This is a genomic window from Acinetobacter nematophilus (assembly GCF_026344175.1).
Classification (GTDB): Bacteria; Pseudomonadota; Gammaproteobacteria; order Pseudomonadales; family Moraxellaceae; genus Acinetobacter; species Acinetobacter nematophilus.
Genome location: NZ_JAPKMY010000004.1, coordinates 198574 through 217422 on the forward strand (window position 1 = coordinate 198574; position 18849 = coordinate 217422).

The window sequence follows — 18849 nt, forward strand, 5'->3', positions numbered from 1 at the left end:
AAATATTTTTTTAAAAATCTCTTGAAATATTAATTGAGGTTACCCTCACAGAAAATAACTATTTTTCTTTTTGAGTACAACATGAAAAAGAATTGTGGTTATTCTGACAATAGTGCTTCATGCATCAGTGCATAGCCATTAGAACCTATCCTACTTTCGAAAATAGACTTTATACTGTTTATTGAAACTATCTGCACAAATAGTTTACCTAAAGTGACACCAAAGAAATCAGTCGTGGGAGATCGATGTAATCCAGCTAAATGACATATTTCCTTAGGGGTAAGTGAAATAACAACTTTCTTCAAAATCGGATAAAATTTAAGTATTAGGTTCATCATTTGGTCATTGGACTCAACCGATGATGGATCAAGTAAAGTGTTAATGATATCTCGTGTTTGCGAAGTGATGACGGCTTTAGAATTGGTTAATTTAATATATCTTCTGAATTCATCTCGTGTATCTGGTAATTTTGTCAAATTATTCAGCGAGGAAAGGTCATAGCCATGTCTTAATGCACTTTCTTTAACCGTTTCAATAGAAAGATCAGGATAAACAACTTTCAAAGACTCCAAGTATCTAACGCTTTCTTTGAAATATTGTTCCTCTTCTTCTTTAGGTAGTTTTCCGACCAGTTTTTCATAGGCATAATAAACTGAATGCCAAGTTATAAGATGCGTTCCAACAACCAAGAGTGGATCATGAGCACTATAGCTTTTACCAGTCAAAGGCACATTCCCTTTTATATGAGAATGTAATTTAAACAATCTTATATTTGCTTTTCTTACAGTTTCTCTATCACCAAAAATAACTGTAAGAAAATAACTCATCGTTCGACTGAGCCGTCCGACAGGATCTGATTTGTATGTTGCACGATCAGACAAGGCAGCTGCAGCATCCATACTTCCTAAAACCTCAATATAGAATGATCGAGTCAGCCCAACAAAAGCAGCTGGATGTGACCATACTTTCCAAGTAATTGAATTTGGTCCAAACAGACCTGTATCCGTCAATGAATTTTCATTTATGTCCAAGTTAAAGTGTATATTCGCCTCTGTCATCATAGCCCCCATTACAATTTATTGATAAATTGCTACTTAAATTGGATTCTTAATAGCCATCTAAAAATAGCTCTTATGTAAAATTGATGTATTGACTTAAAAGACACTGATTTTGACTTTTAAACTTATTTAATTATTTCTAAGATCAGAAGAGATAAGTAGCAAACGAAAAGAAGTGGTTGTGACGCGTTCTAAAAGGTGTCTGCACTGAGATATTTAGACATCTTCGCGCATATCATATCGATCGCTATTAATAATGTCGGCACTCCAGTCTGCTAAAAAGTCAAAAAATTCAGTAGTAAATAATCATCACGATCTGCTCTGAACATACTTAAAATTCTTACAGATCATAGATCCAAAGTAAGCAAGAAGATTCGTCACAGACAAACATCAAGGCCACTACACATCGTTCGAATGTTAAATTAATGGCTATATTGAGGATAAATTGATACTTTACTCATGCAGCCTTGCAAAATATTTTATGGTCTTTTTTTCAGATATCTGGTTTTTCTTCAGTTTGATTTAGCTGTCTTTGGATGTCTAAACATTGCTGCCAGTCCAAGATTTTAAAGTACAAAAACTCTATCTTTCCAATAGTAACTGATACAACAACATCACATTATTAGTTATTTCAACTTCACTCAAAGCAGCAAAGCCAAAACGGATATAGAAACTTTCTGATGTATTTTGCAACAATGAGCCAAATTCATATTCAGAATCAATATGCAGTTGTTTAAGAGCTTCTGCAAACTCTATACGATAAGGTCGCTTAAATTTCACCCATAGTGCCATTCCGCCCGCAGGTGTAGCAATTTCAACGTCATCTTTAAAAACCTGCTGAAAGGTTATCACCGCAAAATCACGTCGGCTTTGATAAATTTTTCGCATTTTTCGAGTATGTCGCTTGATTTCACCTTGCTGCATAAGTTCAGCAATTGCTAGCTCAGTAATCGCATTACCCTGTTTATCGATCAATAAGATATCCTGTTTCATAGCCTGAATAATATCCAGATCCGCAACTACATACCCCACTCTTAAACTTGGGGCAAAAACTTTAGACAGTGAACCAATATGGATGACTTTATCGGCATATGGCAAACTGATTAAAGGTGGAATAGGACGGCTGTCATAATGAAATTCATGGTCATAGTCATCTTCAATAATATAAAAATCATAGGTTTTGGACAGTTCTAAAAGTTTTAATCGCCTGTCCATTGACATCGAAATAGTCGTTGGGTACTGGTGATGGGGGGTGGTATATACCGCTGCAACTGTATAATTTTCCAATATTTCGACTAGATGGTCAGTGTTTAAACCATGTTGGTCTAATCGAACCTGAATAATTTGAAAATGATTGGATAAAAACGTTTCTACTGCTGGCGGATAAGACCATTGTTCCACCACAATAATCTGACGGTGCGGTTGTTGTTTGGCAAGCACACGAGCAGCAAGAAAAATCCCCATTTGGCTACCACGAACCACACAGATATGTCGTAAAGTCGTTTGAATAAATCGTTCCATTGACAGCATATTCAATAAAGCTTGACGTAACTCAAGACATCCTTGTGGATCACCATAACCCATAATTTGTTGTCGTGTCACCTTAATCAAGGCATGACGATAGGCACGAGAAAACAGCTCGTAAGGAATGAGTCTGGTATCCGGAATACCGTCATTTTTAATGACTTCCTGTGAGGAGGATAAATCATGAGAAGTTTGAGCAGAGGTCATTAGAACAGGTGTTGACTCAAGTTTGAGATCAGGCAGATGTTCAGAGACAAAGGTGCCTTGCCTTGGTTTTGATATCAGCCACCCCTGCGCTTCTAAGTCTTCATACACTGATTGCACAGTCTTTCGGTTAATCCCAAGTTCATCTGCTAAGGTACGTGAACCCTGCAAACGTGTTCCTTGTCTTAATCGCCCCGATAAGATTTCCTGAATGATCTGGTTTGCCAGTTTAAGAAAAATCGTTTTTTCTTCACGTTCGGCAAGATGTAGTCGTATTTTCCACGGCTGTTGCATGACTTACTGGACCATATAAGTTTTAAAAACTGGATATTTTAAACCAGCCACAGATTTCTTATTCTGCCCATGTCGCAATGACAAATCAACCGAATAGGAGGTCTTATGGAAACCGCACGACTTGATAAGCAGCAATTGATGCAAAATGCCCAACAGAGTATGCAACAGCTTTTTCAAGATGAAGGCTATACCGATCAACAAAAACTTGCTTTAACCTGCCGTATTTTATTCGATCATGGTCATGATGCAGGTCTTGCTGGGCAAATTACCAGCCGTACCGAAAAAGGCAATACCTTTATTACTCAGCGTTTCGGTTTAGGCTTTGACGAAATTACAGCAACAAATCTGTTAGAAGTTGATCAAGACCTCAAGCCATTGAATGGTGAAGGCATGGCAAATCCAGCCAATCGTTTTCACACATGGATTTATAAAGAGCATCCTGAAGTGAATTGTATTATTCACACCCATCCAACGCATGTGGCTGCATTATCCATGCTTCGCGTACCATTGATAGTCTCACATATGGATACTTGTGCTTTGTATGAAGACTGCTCTTTTGTAGAAGACTGGCCAGGCGTACCTGTTGGAAATGAGGAAGGAATTTTCATTTCAGCCGCGCTAGGCAAAAACCGTGCTGTTTTACTTTCTCATCATGGGCAACTGGTCACAGGGAAAACCATTGAAGAAGCCTGTAATCTGGCAATCCTGATTGAACGTGCAGCACGTTTACAGCTTTTGGCAATGGCTGCAGGACAAATTCAGCAAATTCCACATGAACTTGCCAAAGAAGCCCATGACTGGGTTTCAACAGATAAACGCAATAAGGTCAATTTTGCCTATTATGCTCGCAAGGCTTTAAAAAATCATTCAGACTGCATTGAGGGATAATCATCATGAAAATAGAAGGCATCATTGCTTATCCAATAACACCCTTTAAAGCTGAGTGTCAGGAAGTCGATTTCGATGCACTGACCATTACCCTAAATGCCCTGCTGGAGCATCAATGTGATGCGATTGCACCTTTAGGTAGTGCTGGTGAAAGTGCTTATCTGTCTTGGCAGGAATGGCAGCAGGTTGCTGAAAAAAGTATTGAAGTGGTCAATCATCGTGTACCTGTAATTTTAGGGATTTCAGAACTCACCACCGCAATGGCAATTCAAAAAGCAGAAAAGGCTGAAGAATTGGGTGCAGATGTAATCATGGTCATGCCAATTTCTTACTGGAAACTCACAGATCAAGAAGTTTATGATTATTATCAGCAAATTGCAGCAGCCACTCAACTGCCAATCATGGTTTACAACAATCCTGCCACCAGTGGCGTAGATATGTCACCGGAGTTAATTACCAAGATGTTTAAAGAAATTGAGAACATTTGTATGGTCAAAGATAGTACAGGCGATATTCAACGTATGCATAAATTCCATGAGCTTACAGAAGGTAGGCTACCATTTTATAATGGCTGCAATCCGCTGGCATTAGAGGCATTTTGTGCAGGTGCAAGTGGCTGGTGTACAGTTGCCCCAAATCTGTTGGGTAAATTACCAAATCAGTTGTATCAGGCAGTAAAAAAGGCGGATCTTGTCCAAGCTCAAAAGCTATTTTACAAACAACTCCCACTATTACGTTTTATTGTTCAGGTTGGTTTACCTAAAACGATAAAAGCAGGTTTAAATGAATTAGGCTTTAATGTGGGTCACCCAAGAAAGCCGTTACAAAAAGCCACTCCATCTGAAGTGAATCAATTGAAGTCACTAATACAGCTAGCAATCTCCGTTTAAACCAAACAAAATATTGCTATCTAAATTAATTTTTTAGATAGCACAGAAATATAACCATAGAAGGTATCATAGATATCTATTTTAAATATCCATGGATTAAATCCATTTTTTTGATTGATCCATCATTTTAGCCATTTGAATGACTCGCTGAAGGTTGCTCCATCGCTTAAAGTTAAATTCATCTCATACACGGGATTTCGATAGCGTTGTAATCTGTCTTAATCCCGACGTATCAGTTGCAATCGCAAATATGAAAGTAAATCCCCTGAAGCCGTATGGTAGTAGGACAAGCATGCTGCTAAAACTCGAATACGATTTAAACCCGTCATTCTAAAAATGTGACAAAGTTCATCTGACTCAACTAAACTCACATGTAATCTGGCAAAGGATTTACAGTTCCATTCTATGCCAATCGATATCAATCAGGTGTTATGTGTTATATACATCGCAATTATTCAAGCTAATTGCTGACACATTAAAAACAACTCATTTACGTGAAATAATATTTAAAAAATAGGATTAAAACTTAGTATCAATCCCATGCATCTGATTATTGATATTAATTATTTCAGTTGGTCTCTCTCAAATTACGATATTGTTTTGGGGTCTGCTCAGTCCAGCGTTTAAAAGCACGTGTAAAATGAGTCACATCAGAATAACCTAATTTTTCTGCAATATAGGAAATGCTGTATTCATGATGATTGAGGAGTTTTTTTGCATGGCGCTCTCGTACCAGATCCATCAGTACCTGAAAACTGGTTCCCTCCTTTGCCAATTGACGTTGTAGGGTTCGTTCTGTCAAATGCAGCTTATCCGCTACATCTTTCATTTTAAAAAAACCTTCGACTTCATCAAAAAGTAACTCACGTACCAAAGCCGTCAATGGATTTTTTTCCCCACGTTTTGCCGCTAATTTGTTCAAATCATATTTGCACTGCTCACGTGCCAAACGGGCTGCCAATGGATCAGCCATGATCAGAGGCAACTCTAAATATTTTTCTGGAAAAATTAAACGATTATTTTCTTTATTAAAATTTATTTCACAAGGCAATAAGTCTTGTACTTGCGATAAAAATGACGGTTCGAAATAGTTCAGTTCAGCCTTGATGTCAAGATCATTTTGTCCAGTAATGGCCTTCGACATTTGTGCAAATCCTACCATGAGAAACGTTATACCCACGATGCCCATCTTAAAATTTAACATTGGCTGGTCTAGATACAAAGAAGCTATACCATTATTTGTCTCAAGACGTGGTTTTAACGCTGGACAACGTAAACCAATAAACTGCTCCATCACATTTAATGCTTCACCTAAATTTTGTGAAACCATAACAGCCAAGCCAACGGAACCATGACAGGAAACTGTCATTTGCAATCCCAAATATACGCCTAGTGCGGGTTCATTGGTGAGTTCCACAGCACGATTAAGCAAATTATTAAAAATATCAAAATCCAAATACCAAAAAGGTTCGGATAACTGCTCAACACGTATGCCACTTCCCTCTAGCAGTTGTTCTGGAGAGACATTTAGGCGCTGTACAACATCAGCCATTAGGCTGACATAAGTTCCTGGTAAAGACGGGCTCACAATCATCTTCTCAATTATATCTTATATAAAATGTCGTAAAATGGTCAAAACTGTCATTTCAAGAACTATGACACATATCTTTGATTCGGCATAGTAGCAACAATCAGATTGTCTCATTTTTATCCATTTCCCTTATGGATAAAAATTTATAAAGGTTAGTCAAATATGAAAGCTCTTGTTACTGGTGGTGCTGGTTTTATCGGTTCACACATTGTAAGAATGCTTCTGAATGAAAATTATGAAGTCCGTGTTTTACACTTACCACAGGAAAAGCTGACCAACCTTAATGGTTTAGATGTCGAACTAATTGCTGGTGATATCACTGATCCCTTTAAGATGGATCAGGCTGTTTCAGGCTGTGACGTAGTTTTTCATACCGCCGCGATCTATGCATTATGGTTGTCTAGACCTGAACTGATGCGCAAGGTCAATGTCGAAGGAACCCGTACCGTTCTTGATGCTGCAAAAAAGGCAGGGGTAAAACGGGTGGTTTATACCAGTACTGGTGCATGTTTTGCGGGACAACCTAAAGGCATTCAGGCAACAGAAAATAGTCCTTTTGCTTTAGGCGCAACGGGTGATGCCTATGTATTAACTAAATTTGAAGCTCACCAAGTTGCCTTGCAGTTTGCCGCAGGTGGTTTGGATGTGGTGATTGTCTGCCCAACAGGTCCAATTGGTCCTCAAGATATTGCCCCTACCCCAACTGGGAAATTATTACTCACCATTGCCCAGATGCCAGCCCTCGCTGTTCCAGGTGCTATTAACAATATGATTGATGTCCGAGATGTAGCTAAAGGGCATGTTTTAGCAGCTCAAAAAGGGAAATCAGGTGAAACTTACATCCTCGGCAATAAAGATCTAGATGGTGTAGCTATGGCTAAAACTGTCCATCATTTATTGGGTATTTGGCGACCTGTCATGACCATTCCAAGCCTAATCGAAGGTGTTTCATCTCAATTGGCTGGACATGCTGCTTTATGGGTGACTGAGCATATTACTCATAAAGCACCACTAGTTACCCCATCAGCAGCAAAAATCGGACAATTAGGAACCTCATTTAATTGCGCAAAAGCTGTACAAGAACTCGGTTTACCACAAACACCTGTTGAAATTGCAATCCGTGATTCCCTGCAATGGTTTGCTGCCAATGGCTACATAAATTCCCGTAGCTTGATCAAGAAGATTGAGAATATTTCTCTGTAAGGTTTACAGGAGTAACGACATGAGCAAGTTTATTGATCATCATATTATTGCCCGCAAAGTACACTTTGACTTTTCCCAAACTCCACGTCACTGGGTCCCTAACGATGTATTGACTACCCATGTACTCAACAGCATGCATGTATTGTTACCCGCTGTTGAACATTGGTTCTGTCGTCTAGCCAACAAAACCTTGCCTTATGTCCATGACAAGAACCTAAAAGCTGATATCCGCGGGTTCATTGCTCAGGAAGCTGCACATGCCAATGCACATAAAGGCGCAGAAATTTATTTCCAGACCCATGGTATTGATCCAACACCATTTAAAAACTTTCTAGACTGGATGTTTAAAGATGGTTTTATGGGTGACACCCCTTTTGGGATTTATGGACCATTTAAACGCTATTCCAAACAATGGTTAGCATTCCGTATGGGGATCATTGCGGGGCTAGAACATTATTTCTGTTTCTTTGGAACATGGGCTTTAGATGCTGAAGGGCTTGAACACGCAGACCCAGCGATGCTAGATATCGTCCGTTGGCACGGCGCAGAGGAAGTTGAACATCGCACTGTTGGATATGATGCTTACCGCGCTTTGGCTGGTGATGGTGTTAAGGGCTATTTGGGGCGTCAACTTAGCATGGTGTTCGCCTTTGCTGCAATGGTCGGTTTTTGGTTAGGGACATCTGTCTATTTATGCAAGTTAGATGGCACACCTGAGGCTAAAAAAATTGTGAAAAAGAATCCATTGGCACTGATTTGGGTCTTCCAGCAAACTGCCAAGAAGAAAAAAAGCTTACCTGATCTATTGATGATAATGACCGCTTTAAAAGGCTGGAGCAAATTTAACTATCATCCCGAACATGATGGTGATGTCGAAAAAGCAATGGCTTATATCGCTCATTCCCCAGCGGCACAACAAGTTGCTCAAGCCTATGCCAAAGCACTTGCAGCCAAAATGACAAGCTGAGTTTGATCATGAAAGTCGATCAATTGACCCTACAACGTGATGGATTGACCTTGCTTGCCAATTTGTACGGTGATTCTAAACATCCTTTGGTGGTGCTATTACATGGTTTTCCAGATACACCTCATTGCTGGGACAAGGTTTATCCCATTCTTGTGAATGCAGGTTATCAAGTTTTGGTGCCATGGCTACGTGGCTATACTTTAGAGTCAGTCCATGCAGATGCCCATTATGGCTTGGCATCGGCGACTGCTGATTTGCAAGCATGGTTAGAAAAATTGGCAATCCAAAAATTTCATCTAGTCGGACATGACTGGGGAGCAGCAATCGCCATGACTTATGCCAGTCAATATTCAACCTCTTTACACAGTATGAGTTTACTGGCAGTCCCCCCCATTCCTGCCCTAAAAGATATTTTAATCAACTTAAAATATTTTCCTAAGCAGTTGTTTATGTCCTCATATATGCTGCTGATGCAATCGAAGTCTGCCAAAAAAATATTATCCCAACATCAGGCCGAATTTGTCGAAAAAATTTGGAAGAAATGGTCACCCACATGGGCGTTTACTGAAGCAGATTTTAAAGAAACACGTCGCACATTTAGCCATCCGGCAATTGCTTGGGCAGCTACACGTTACTATCGTAGTTTATTCGCGGTTCACTATCCCATCAACTTTAAAGCTAACCAACGTTTACTTAGCCAAATCAAGGTCCCAACACTGGCTGTAGCTGGACTGGATGACGGTTGCATGAATATCCAATTGCACCAAGCATTGGCTCAAACCGACCATTTTCCTCAAGGCTTGCGCAGTATTCATTTACCCAACTGTGGGCATTTCTTACAAGCAGAGCAACCCCAACGTGTTGCTGAGCTGTTACTTGAACATTTTCAACAGACTTAAACCATTTGGTTTAGGTGCGTTATCCATATTTCGTTCTAGGATTTTTCTATGAATAAAGCAGTTAAACAGTCCAAACCAACTCAATTGGTTGATGTATTGATTATTGGCGCAGGTCCATCTGGACTAAGTACCTGTATTAAATTAAAGCAACAAGGCATTAAAAATGTCGTGATTTTGGATATGGCAAACCGTATTGGCGGTACTTGGGCTCTGAATGATTACCCTGGTCTATTCTGTGATGTCCCAAGTGAAATGTATTCTTTAGGCTTTGCACCTAATCCAAACTGGTCTCGTACCTATGCCCCTCAAGCGGAGATTCGCCAATATCTAGATGATGTTGCCCATAAGTTTAATATCATTCCTCATATCCAGCTCAATACTGAAGTCACTGAAGCACGATGGGACAAAGCTCTTAATCGCTGGATGATTACAACACGTGATAGCAAAACCTACAGCGCAAAAATCTTTGTTCCTGCTACAGGCTTTATTGGTGAAGCCAAAATGCCAAGCTTTCCCGGACAAGATCAATTCAAAGGTACCATGTTCCATTCAGGTAAATGGAATCATGAATATGATTTAACAGCTAAACGTGTTGCCGTGATCGGCAGTGGTGCATCGGCAATTCAATTCTTACCTGCGATTCAGCCAAAAGTCGGTAATTTATACAGCTTCCAGCGCACCCCATCCTGGGTATTGCCAAAGCCTGACTTTGCTGTTCCAAACATTGTCAAAACCATTTTCAAAAAAGCCCCTTTGCTAGAGAAAGCCATTCGTGAAAGTGCATTGTGGAGTTTGGAGCCATCGTTACCTGTATTCATGAATGTAAAGATCATGGAAAAGCTACAAGCACTTGGTAAACTCAATATCCACCTGAGCATCAAAGACCCTGAAATGCGTAAGGCCGTTACGCCTAAGCATACCTTGGGTTGTAAGCGCCCTATGTTTTCGAACAACTGGTATGATGCACTGGTTAAACCCAATGTATCGGTGCTGTTTCAAGGCTTATCACACATCACCGAAAATGGTGTAGTGGGTGAAGATGGTAAAGAGATCAAAGTCGATACCATTATTTTTGGTACAGGCTATGCAGTGGCTGAACCTGCGATTTACAGCATTATCAAAGGTTCGGATGGTCGTAGCTTAAGCGAGACATGGAAACGCCAACCACGTGCTTACATGGGAATGTCGATTCATGGTTTCCCAAATATGTTCATGATGTTAGGGCCAAACTCTCAGAATACAGTTGGCTCAGTCATGTGGACAGCAGAACAACAGTCCGTCTATATCTCCAAAACCATTAAGTTGATGCAAGAGCGAGGTCTTGACCGCATTGAAGTGAAAGAAGCTGTACAAAAACAATTTAATGCAAGCATAGATAAACGTTTAGCGAAGATGCCTGTCAGAGCTGATATTTGTAAAAGCTACTATTTGGATGATGCAGGAAGAAATCATATCATCTGGCCAGAGTTTGGTTTTGTAATTAAACACAAACTACATCACGTCAATCTAAAAGATTACAACACTGAATCAAAAGTGATCAAAGTTATCGTTTAAAACCTTTCTCTACAAGTCTGACCTGTTGGTCAGGCTTTTTTATTCTCTGTGATGGCCATTAATGTTTGTTTTAATAAATAAATCACATGCTTGATCTTTACGTATCTGGCAAAGCTTAATCGGTTAATTTTCTCAGGAGAATTTCATTTCATGACACAAACAACCTTTTTTGATCTAATAAAATAATTATTTTTTCAATTGCTTGAACCCTATTTTCTGGTGTAGAAACATCATATTGTGGTGGTTATTGTATTATTGATAACCCAGCTTTTGCTGATCAAGTTGCGCAAATTGCTCTCCCAGATAATCCAGCAATTTTTTGATTGCAGGTAATAGCCCTTTTCTGGAAGGATACGCTGCATGGACAATGCCACTGGTAGGTCGCCACTCCGGTAAAATGACAATTAATTCTTTACGTGAGATATACTCTTGCGCCATCATAATCGGCAAAGGAGCAATTCCCAAACCATGAATGACAGCCTGTAGTACTCCTGTCATATCATTGACAATTAAATCTGGTTCATGCTGAAAATGTACTGTCCCTTCTAAGGCATGATGTAGTACCCATACATTTTGCTGCTCCGCATTACCTAAGCCAATGGTCCTGAATTGGTGTAATTCATCCAAAGTACGGGGAATTGGTTGAGTAGATAAAACACTGGGATGTGCAACCAGACATTGCGCACTGGTCACAAATTTTTTCATTACTAAACCACTGTCTTTCAATGGTGGATAACGAACCCGAAATGCAATATCAATCCCTTCATTTAAAACATCAACGTTACGATTCGTGGTATCGATATAAATTTTTATCTTAGGGTATTGCAACATAAATTTAGTAAGGAATTCTCCCATATGGTAATGCAGTAATGCGGGTGGACAAGATACTCGGATTGTTCCTCGTGGTTCGGAGCGATTTAAGTCAATAAATTCTTGAGCATTTTCAGCATCAATCAATAATGCATGACAATATTGATAATACTGTTGACCCGTTTCAGTCACACTAAATTGTCTAGATGAGCGATGTAATAAACGAACCCCCAATCGTTCTTCCAACATTGCTACGCGTCGGCTTAACTTGGACTTAGGAATATCCAATGCTCGACCAGCTGCTGCAAAACCACCATATTCAACAATTTTTGCAAAATAGTATAAATCGTTCAAATCTTGCATATTCTCTCCTTTTATCGTTCAAATGTTGGAACGCTAAAATCACTTTTCAACAGCTTTCACTTGTCCAATTTCGTTATATCTTAATACAGCCAGAAGTGATCAAATATAAAGCATTCACCATAAGGATTTGTTTTATATGAATTTACTTCAAATCTAATTTGATAACTATCCTAAATGGAGCATTGCATGAGTACCCCAGCTAATTTTAATGGTCACCCCCCTGTTATTGATTCAAACAATGTTGCCATGTTGTTAATCGACCACCAAAGCGGTCTATTTCAAACAGTACAGGATCTTTCCGTTCCTGAACTTCGTGCCAATGTCGTCACGCTTGCTAAAGTTGCAACCCTATGTGATATTCCTGTGATCACCACTGCCTCGGTTCCTCAAGGTCCAAACGGTCCTCTAATTCCAGAAATTCATCAATTTGCACCTCATGCGCAATATGTCGCACGTAAGGGTCAAATCAATGCCTGGGATAATCCTGATTTTGTAGAGGCAGTCAAAGCAACTGGCAAAAAACAGCTGATTATTGCAGGTACCATCACCAGTGTATGTATGGCTTTTCCAAGCATCAGTGCAATCGCTGAGGGCTATCAAGTCTTTGCTGTCATCGATGCATCAGGAACTTACTCCAAAATGGCACAGGAAATCACCTTAGCCAGAGTGGTTCAGGCAGGTGTTGTACCTATAGATACCGCTGGAGTCTGTTCTGAATTGCAAAAAACATGGCACCGTACGGATGCAGCTGATTTTGCTGCTGCTTACAGTGCAATCTTCCCACATTATCAATTACTGATAGAGAGCTATCAAAAAGCTCAGGAAGTTATTACAAACAATGAGCAGCTAGACTCTGAACGAAACTAGTTTCGTTACGTTGTTCAATAGATACTCATTCAATTTTGATTGGGTATCTTTATGTTTATTTACATCGTTCATTGCATATACGCACAGCATGTACTACAGCTTCTTTCTGACCAGATGAACAAAGCGCTACATCTTCCGTGAAATAGGTTTTTTCGATCTTAACGATATACACTCACCAATAATTTCAGCATTTTCCTAGGCTTATGTAAAAAATTGATATACAGGTCGTTGTATCTATTCAGATTTGCCCTAAAACGACTACTTTCAAGGCACACTCTGTTGCCTCACCCAATAGTCTTGAGTGACTATACCCGCTTGAGAAAGTATACAATCTTGATCTAATCCAAAAATAATCACAGTGCTTCCTGCTAAAACTTCACCAATCTCATCTTTGCTATGTACCTCTTGAAACTTTTTATACATTATTTTCATAATTGCCTGTTTGGATGCAGCCAGAATAAAAACTACTCAAACTTTCCGGCTTATTGATTTAGATATCTAATTTAAGCTGTTCCTTGGTTCGCGCTTCTAAAGCTAGAGAATTATGCTGAGCAGGATGAAAGTCTAGCTTGTAGTAATCTAGATAGTCTTGCCACAATGTCGATAAAAAACCATTTCGACCCAACACTAAATTCCAGAATTCTTTTAACTGGGTAATTTCCCATGCTGAACGATGCTTAATACCTAATTGAAGTGTTCCTCCTGCCATTACCACTATCATATATAAGGTTACAGGTGGCATTACAACCAAACGCAGTAAATTACTTCCTGATACTGCCTGATATAAATCAAAAGCCACACTTTTATGTTCGCTTTCTTCTACTGCATGCCATAACCAAATACTCTTTAATTCTTCATTGATAGATAAACGTTCCTGCAAATCTGTACGTTGCATAATTTGACGGGCAATGATTGCAGTAAAATGTTCTGCGGCTGAAGTAATTGCCAATTGTTGCACTGGAGTAAAAATTTTTTTAATTTTGCCATTAGCCATTCTACATTTACAGAAGTCGGTGTGGTATCCAATCCCGATCGTTGAATGAGTTCATTTAGCAATTCATGTTCTTTGGCATGCATTGCCTCCTGCCCAATAAATGCTGCAATATCTTTTTTAAGGTGATCTGCCTTGGCTTGATGTTGTAAGTTCCTAACACTATGCACAAAAAAACGCTCCCCAGCGGGAAACATGGCTGACAGGGTTGCCAACCAATATTCTCCCCAAGGATTGTCTCTAAATAAGGGGTGTTGTGCTTGTTCGAAATTAAAATTCATATGGCGCACAGGAAAATTAGCACCACGATCGAATACCTTGGCAAGAATGCTCATGTTTAAATTTCCTAGTGGATGGCTAAATACACATTCAAATTATTTAGTTTGTGCCGATAATGAACTACAGATACGAACCACATCTATATAACTAGGCGGTTGAGGAATATGTCCACGTTGAAGCAATAGCTTATGAAGCCGGGGTAAACGATAATACGGAACGGAAGCCATCAAATGATGTTCCATGTGGTAATTTACTCGCACCGGTGCTACGGTCATACGTGCCAACCACCCAGCAGACGTTGTGCGGGTATTACGTAAAGTGTCAGAAACCAGCTCTAGGCAAGCATGTTCTGCCATGGCGCGAATTCGTACAAAAATAGTAAATGGAATTGCGTATGCAAGGATCCACATCAGAAATAACCAACCATGACCTGTTGCAGCCAATATCTGATACAGCATAAGATTGACTAAAAATGTCGCCCAGAAGTCTCTAAAAAAGTTGGTGAGGTAACGATGCCAAGGCCAATGAGAAGTATCTGCGCGCTCACCCATTGCATCAGACCATTTCAATACACCAGCACTCATCAGCATACGTCCAATAAAGAACTTCATCCCTGTTAAGCCAATAAAATCTCGAGCAAATTTTCGAATAAGGGATTTTCTCGTAACAGGTAAAGCTTCATATATAGGACGGTCGGGGTCAAAACTCGCAGTAGTATGCGCATGATGCACCATATGATGAGCACGAAATTTACGAACATCATTCCATATAAATTTTGCCGAGGTCCAATTTGCAAATACATCATTCATCCAACGATCTTTAAACAAGGTATAATGTGCTGCCTCATGCATAACGATCGCCAAGGCTAAATGACGACCGCCTAGGATAACCATACCCCCCATTACTACAGGTATAGCCCAATACCAAGGTAGATAATCCACAGCGAGTGCCATTACAGTAAAAGTTAAAGCAATGACCAGCCACACTGAAAATATGCACCATAGCCCCCACCAGTTAGAACGTGTGGCAAAAAACGTTATTTCGTCACGATTTAAAAAATCACTGATACGTGTTTGTTTTTGTGACACATTCTGCGCCTGCTGATTAGGAGTCATCTAAAATTCCTTTTTCCAATGTCTTTAAAAATTACTGTTCCTGAGTAGACACTTTGACTGCTTCAAGATATTTAACTTTCTCAGCCGAAATTTGACCTTGTGACAAAATATCAATCACTTGAAAGTAGGTAGGAGGCTCAGGCGCAAATCCTCTTTCGCGCAACATTTGATGCATTTTAGGTAATTTGAAATAAGGTACCGTTGCCATTAAATGATGTTCCATATGAAAGTTCACACGAATCGGTGCAACAAAGGTACGCGCAATCCAACCTGCCTTGGTTGTTCTGGTATTGGTCAAGGCTGAATGGCTGGTTTGCATCCCCGCATGTTCTGCCATAGAGCGGATACGAATAAAAAGAGGAAATGCGGTTAGGTAAGCTAAGGGCCAAAGTAAATATAACTTAGGATATCCAGCCGCCCATAATACACAGAACATCGTTGTATTGGTGCCTATCGCCTTACTCGAGTTTTTAAAAAACTTAGCTGGGTAGTCATACCATTTACGCCTTTCTCTCGGTAGCCAAGTCACATCATTTGCGACAGTCCATTTCATCATCTCGGCATCCATCAGGATCCTACCAGCGATGAATTTCAAACCAGTAATACCTGTTAGATCACGAATAAACTTCCGAGCAATAGATTTTTTAGTCGTTGGAAAGCCTGCAACTAATGACATATCTGGATCTTCTGGGGAAGATGTTTTGGCATGATGACGCATGTGATGGGCGCGATATTTATGTACATCATTCCAAATAGGGCGGGCACATAACCAATCTACCAGACTGTCATTCATCCATTTAGTTTTAAATAAACTATTATGGGAAGCATCATGCATCAAAATCGCTAAGGCCAATTGACGACCAGCTAGTATTGCAACAGCAACCATACAAATCAGTAATTTCCCCCACTCTGGTAAATAACTCCAAGATAATGCCACGCCTGCAAAGGTCGCTCCAATAACTGCCCAAGTAGATCCGACCGCCCAAATTCCGTGGCTGTCTGATGGTTGAGTGAGCTCTTCTATTTCTTCACGACTAAATAAATCAGTCACACTCACACGCATATTCATTTTTTTCTCCTAGAGAGATTTTTAAGAATCAAATTATTTCATAAATTAAACTTTATTATAAAAAATGAAATATTACTATTATTTTTATAAAAATATTTTAATGTAATATTCATGCGTAAAAAATATTCCCACTAAGGATATGTAAATCAAATCCTTAACAGGCGTCTGAGCTTAACTGGAATTTTTCAAAAGATATACTGTGAACTGTTTCTTATTTTAGTAATCTCTTGTGATTCACACTGAAATTTTTCTACTGTGCGAGCAGTAATAATGACCTTTATAGCTAAAGAGGCTAGGTTATGAGCTGTACAACACATATACCAGAGCCACATCTAATGACAGTCACAATATGATTTTAAAAAATTTCTTTTCATATAGCTGACTGATATAAGCACATATCAATATTGTATTTTAATTTATATTATTAAATTAACTAAGAATTTTTGGTGAAATACTGTTTACAGCAGGAACCTCGAGACTTGATAAATTCGATGCTGAGATTCCGAAAGTTAGTTCGTGGAGTTGCTGCCATAATAATTGTCCCACTTCATCTAGCTTTTTAACATCACAGGCAAATTGATTTCTTGCCTCCACATTGACAAAAGTTTCAGGTAACAACGGATCATTCATTAATAAGGAAATAGTTTGACGACCTAACAACAAAGATTCACGTGCAGCATCTTCAAGGCCAAGTGCAGGTAATCGGATCAACCAATGTTGAATGATGTGACTATATTTCTCATAATTTTTATTGAGTGTTTCTGTAGACCAGAGTTCTTTGATCTTCGATTGCGTGATCTGATCAAATGAGCTGATGTAACACATTTTAGCTTCTGATTCTAATCCTACGGATTTCATCTGTGTAAAGATTTCTTCAAGAGATAACACCAAATTATCTGGACGGATAAACACACCTAATTCTAATTCGCGAAATCCAAAGTGTTTAAGCGCTCGTTCTCTTCTCTTTAATGCTGTACGATCTACACGACCTAACATTCCTGTAAAAACACATAGATAATGTTCATTCCATGCTTTGGTTTCTTTTAAGCCTTTGGTACTTCGATTTAACAATACGTTAGCCCATTCATGGGATTGATCGCTTAATTGATAAACTCCTCTTTCAGCTGCAACAATTACACCTTCACTTGCCAACCTTGTCACAGCAACTCGGATACCATTCTCACTAAGCCCAAAAAGTTTGGCTGCAAGAATCATTTCTTTAATTGATATGACTTTGCCTTCTGAAGCAAGTAGAAGATCAGTAATTAAAGTACGCGCGTTAATTTTTTGTGTCACCATATTTTTCCAACCATGAAAAATCGTTTATCAAAAAACATCAATAGCTTTTCATCTACAAGAAAGGTTAGCATAAACATTACAGATTTGAAATTTAATAAAAAAAAAGAAATAAAGTATAGCGCTAAAATACAATGAGATTAATATCCCAATTATTCCATGACGCTGATTCAGAGCATAAACCTGCCTTCAATCACTTCCCTCAAAACAGGCATTGTCATAACCCTTTTCCGGTTAAATAATCCAAAATTTCTTGATAAATCCTAGTGCCTTAGTCTGTTCCTTAATCAGCTTAGCGGAACTCATAGCATCATTTAGGTTTTTCCCTCAGCAGCCACTTTGTTTTAGTTAACAATTCTTACGAAATTGGCTTTCCCAATCGAAATAAGCAAATCAATAAAAGCTATTCAAACGTATAACAGATTTTAAATACTATACGCATTATCAGTTTTTACAGCATCCTCTTTCTCATTTTATCAATCGCTCGACCAGATAGCGCCAACTTTCTTTTTGCTGCTTATTCCTCCATTCAGACCTGAATTGTTTTTTATTAATTCGCGTCAATTTGCTAAGATGGCTCTTATGAGAAATTGAGCTAATCATCTCCTCTTTGTTGATTTAATTTTAACAATCCCGAGTAAACTTCAAGGTATACTTCCTTTTTTGATTAGTTCAGCCCACTCAGAAACATTGGATTTGGTTAGACGGCCAGGCTACTTTTAGATTGATTTTTTTTGCTTAAATTCAGGGATTTCACATACATGAATAATACAGAAATAACGGCTGACTTATCTTCTCACACCCCAATGATGCAGCAGTATTTTATATTTGATATTAAATAGCTTTTTTATTTTCTATTGTAAAAGGTATACATAAAGGTACACTTGCGAAAAATTCATAATTTTTTATGTCAAATTTTGTGACAAAGCCTTTGAAACAATGACTTTTTATAACAAGAATATTAGTGGAGGTGGCGTCAATTTGAAC

General features: G+C 38.9%; 15 protein-coding genes and 1 pseudogene. 7 read left to right on the plus strand and 9 right to left on the minus strand.

Going from position 1 to position 18849, the window contains the following annotated elements; all coding sequences use genetic code 11:
- Positions 1 to 98: 98 nt before the first annotated feature.
- Both OSH00_RS10050 and pdxR read right to left on the minus strand, forming a co-directional pair.
- Positions 99 to 1058 (minus strand): oxygenase MpaB family protein, encoded by a 960-nt coding sequence (locus tag OSH00_RS10050; protein ID WP_266130312.1) that lies wholly within the window; start codon positions 1056 to 1058, stop codon positions 99 to 101.
- Positions 1059 to 1640: 582 nt separating this feature from the next.
- Positions 1641 to 3080: a MocR-like pyridoxine biosynthesis transcription factor PdxR gene (gene pdxR, locus OSH00_RS10055; RefSeq protein ID WP_266130313.1), complete on the minus strand. Its 1440-nt coding sequence runs from the start codon at positions 3078 to 3080 to the stop codon at positions 1641 to 1643.
- A gap of 105 nt (positions 3081 to 3185) precedes the next feature.
- Here pdxR and OSH00_RS10060 point away from each other — a divergent pair, with 105 nt between their 5' ends.
- Together OSH00_RS10060 and OSH00_RS10065 are read left to right on the plus strand one after the other, a co-directional pair.
- Entirely contained in the window at positions 3186 to 3968 is a 783-nt protein-coding gene (locus OSH00_RS10060; RefSeq protein WP_266130314.1) for an aldolase, read from the plus strand.
- Between the two features lie 5 nt (positions 3969 to 3973).
- Positions 3974 to 4858, plus strand: a complete 885-nt coding sequence (locus OSH00_RS10065; RefSeq protein WP_266130315.1) for a dihydrodipicolinate synthase family protein — start codon at positions 3974 to 3976, stop codon at positions 4856 to 4858.
- Between the two features lie 568 nt (positions 4859 to 5426).
- On the opposite strand, the gene OSH00_RS10075 is transcribed toward OSH00_RS10065, so the two are convergent.
- A complete protein-coding gene (locus OSH00_RS10075) occupies positions 5427 to 6446 on the minus strand; it encodes an AraC family transcriptional regulator (RefSeq protein WP_266130316.1) in 1020 nt (339 codons plus the stop codon).
- Positions 6447 to 6611: 165 nt separating this feature from the next.
- Between OSH00_RS10075 and OSH00_RS10080 the strand changes: the two genes are divergently transcribed.
- The 4 genes from OSH00_RS10080 to OSH00_RS10095 are packed head-to-tail and all read left to right on the plus strand — an operon-like array spanning position 6612 to position 11072.
- Positions 6612 to 7652, plus strand: coding sequence for an NAD-dependent epimerase/dehydratase family protein (locus OSH00_RS10080; RefSeq protein ID WP_266130317.1), 1041 nt, complete (start codon positions 6612 to 6614; stop codon positions 7650 to 7652).
- 19 nt (positions 7653 to 7671) lie between these two features.
- A complete protein-coding gene (locus OSH00_RS10085) occupies positions 7672 to 8619 on the plus strand; it encodes a metal-dependent hydrolase (RefSeq protein WP_266130318.1) in 948 nt (315 codons plus the stop codon).
- A gap of 8 nt (positions 8620 to 8627) precedes the next feature.
- Positions 8628 to 9518, plus strand: a complete 891-nt coding sequence (locus OSH00_RS10090) for an alpha/beta fold hydrolase (RefSeq protein ID WP_266130319.1) — start codon at positions 8628 to 8630, stop codon at positions 9516 to 9518.
- Between the two features lie 48 nt (positions 9519 to 9566).
- Complete coding sequence (locus OSH00_RS10095) at positions 9567 to 11072, plus strand: flavin-containing monooxygenase (RefSeq protein ID WP_266130320.1); 1506 nt, start codon at positions 9567 to 9569, stop codon at positions 11070 to 11072.
- Between the two features lie 252 nt (positions 11073 to 11324).
- Here the strand turns inward: OSH00_RS10095 and OSH00_RS10100 are convergent, their stop codons facing one another.
- A complete protein-coding gene (locus OSH00_RS10100) occupies positions 11325 to 12245 on the minus strand; it encodes a LysR substrate-binding domain-containing protein (protein ID WP_266130321.1) in 921 nt (306 codons plus the stop codon).
- A 186-nt stretch (positions 12246 to 12431) separates the two neighbouring features.
- On the opposite strand from OSH00_RS10100, the gene OSH00_RS10105 reads away from it, so the two are divergent.
- The gene (locus tag OSH00_RS10105; RefSeq protein WP_266130322.1) at positions 12432 to 13112 is read left to right on the plus strand and encodes a hydrolase; all 681 of its coding nucleotides are present in this window, start codon (positions 12432 to 12434) and stop codon (positions 13110 to 13112) included.
- A gap of 264 nt (positions 13113 to 13376) precedes the next feature.
- On the opposite strand, the gene OSH00_RS10110 is transcribed toward OSH00_RS10105, so the two are convergent.
- The 5 genes and pseudogenes from OSH00_RS10110 to OSH00_RS10135 form a co-directional block, all read right to left on the minus strand.
- Entirely contained in the window at positions 13377 to 13535 is a 159-nt protein-coding gene (locus OSH00_RS10110; protein ID WP_266130323.1) for a hypothetical protein, read from the minus strand.
- A 67-nt stretch (positions 13536 to 13602) separates the two neighbouring features.
- A pseudogene (locus tag OSH00_RS20625) lies at positions 13603 to 14438 on the minus strand (metal-dependent hydrolase).
- Positions 14439 to 14477: 39 nt separating this feature from the next.
- Complete coding sequence (locus OSH00_RS10125) at positions 14478 to 15497, minus strand: fatty acid desaturase family protein (protein ID WP_266130325.1); 1020 nt, start codon at positions 15495 to 15497, stop codon at positions 14478 to 14480.
- Between the two features lie 31 nt (positions 15498 to 15528).
- Complete coding sequence (locus tag OSH00_RS10130; RefSeq protein ID WP_266130326.1) at positions 15529 to 16566, minus strand: fatty acid desaturase family protein; 1038 nt, start codon at positions 16564 to 16566, stop codon at positions 15529 to 15531.
- Positions 16567 to 16995: 429 nt separating this feature from the next.
- A complete protein-coding gene (locus tag OSH00_RS10135) occupies positions 16996 to 17865 on the minus strand; it encodes a PaaX family transcriptional regulator (RefSeq protein ID WP_266130327.1) in 870 nt (289 codons plus the stop codon).
- Between the last annotated feature and the right edge of the window lie 984 nt (positions 17866 to 18849).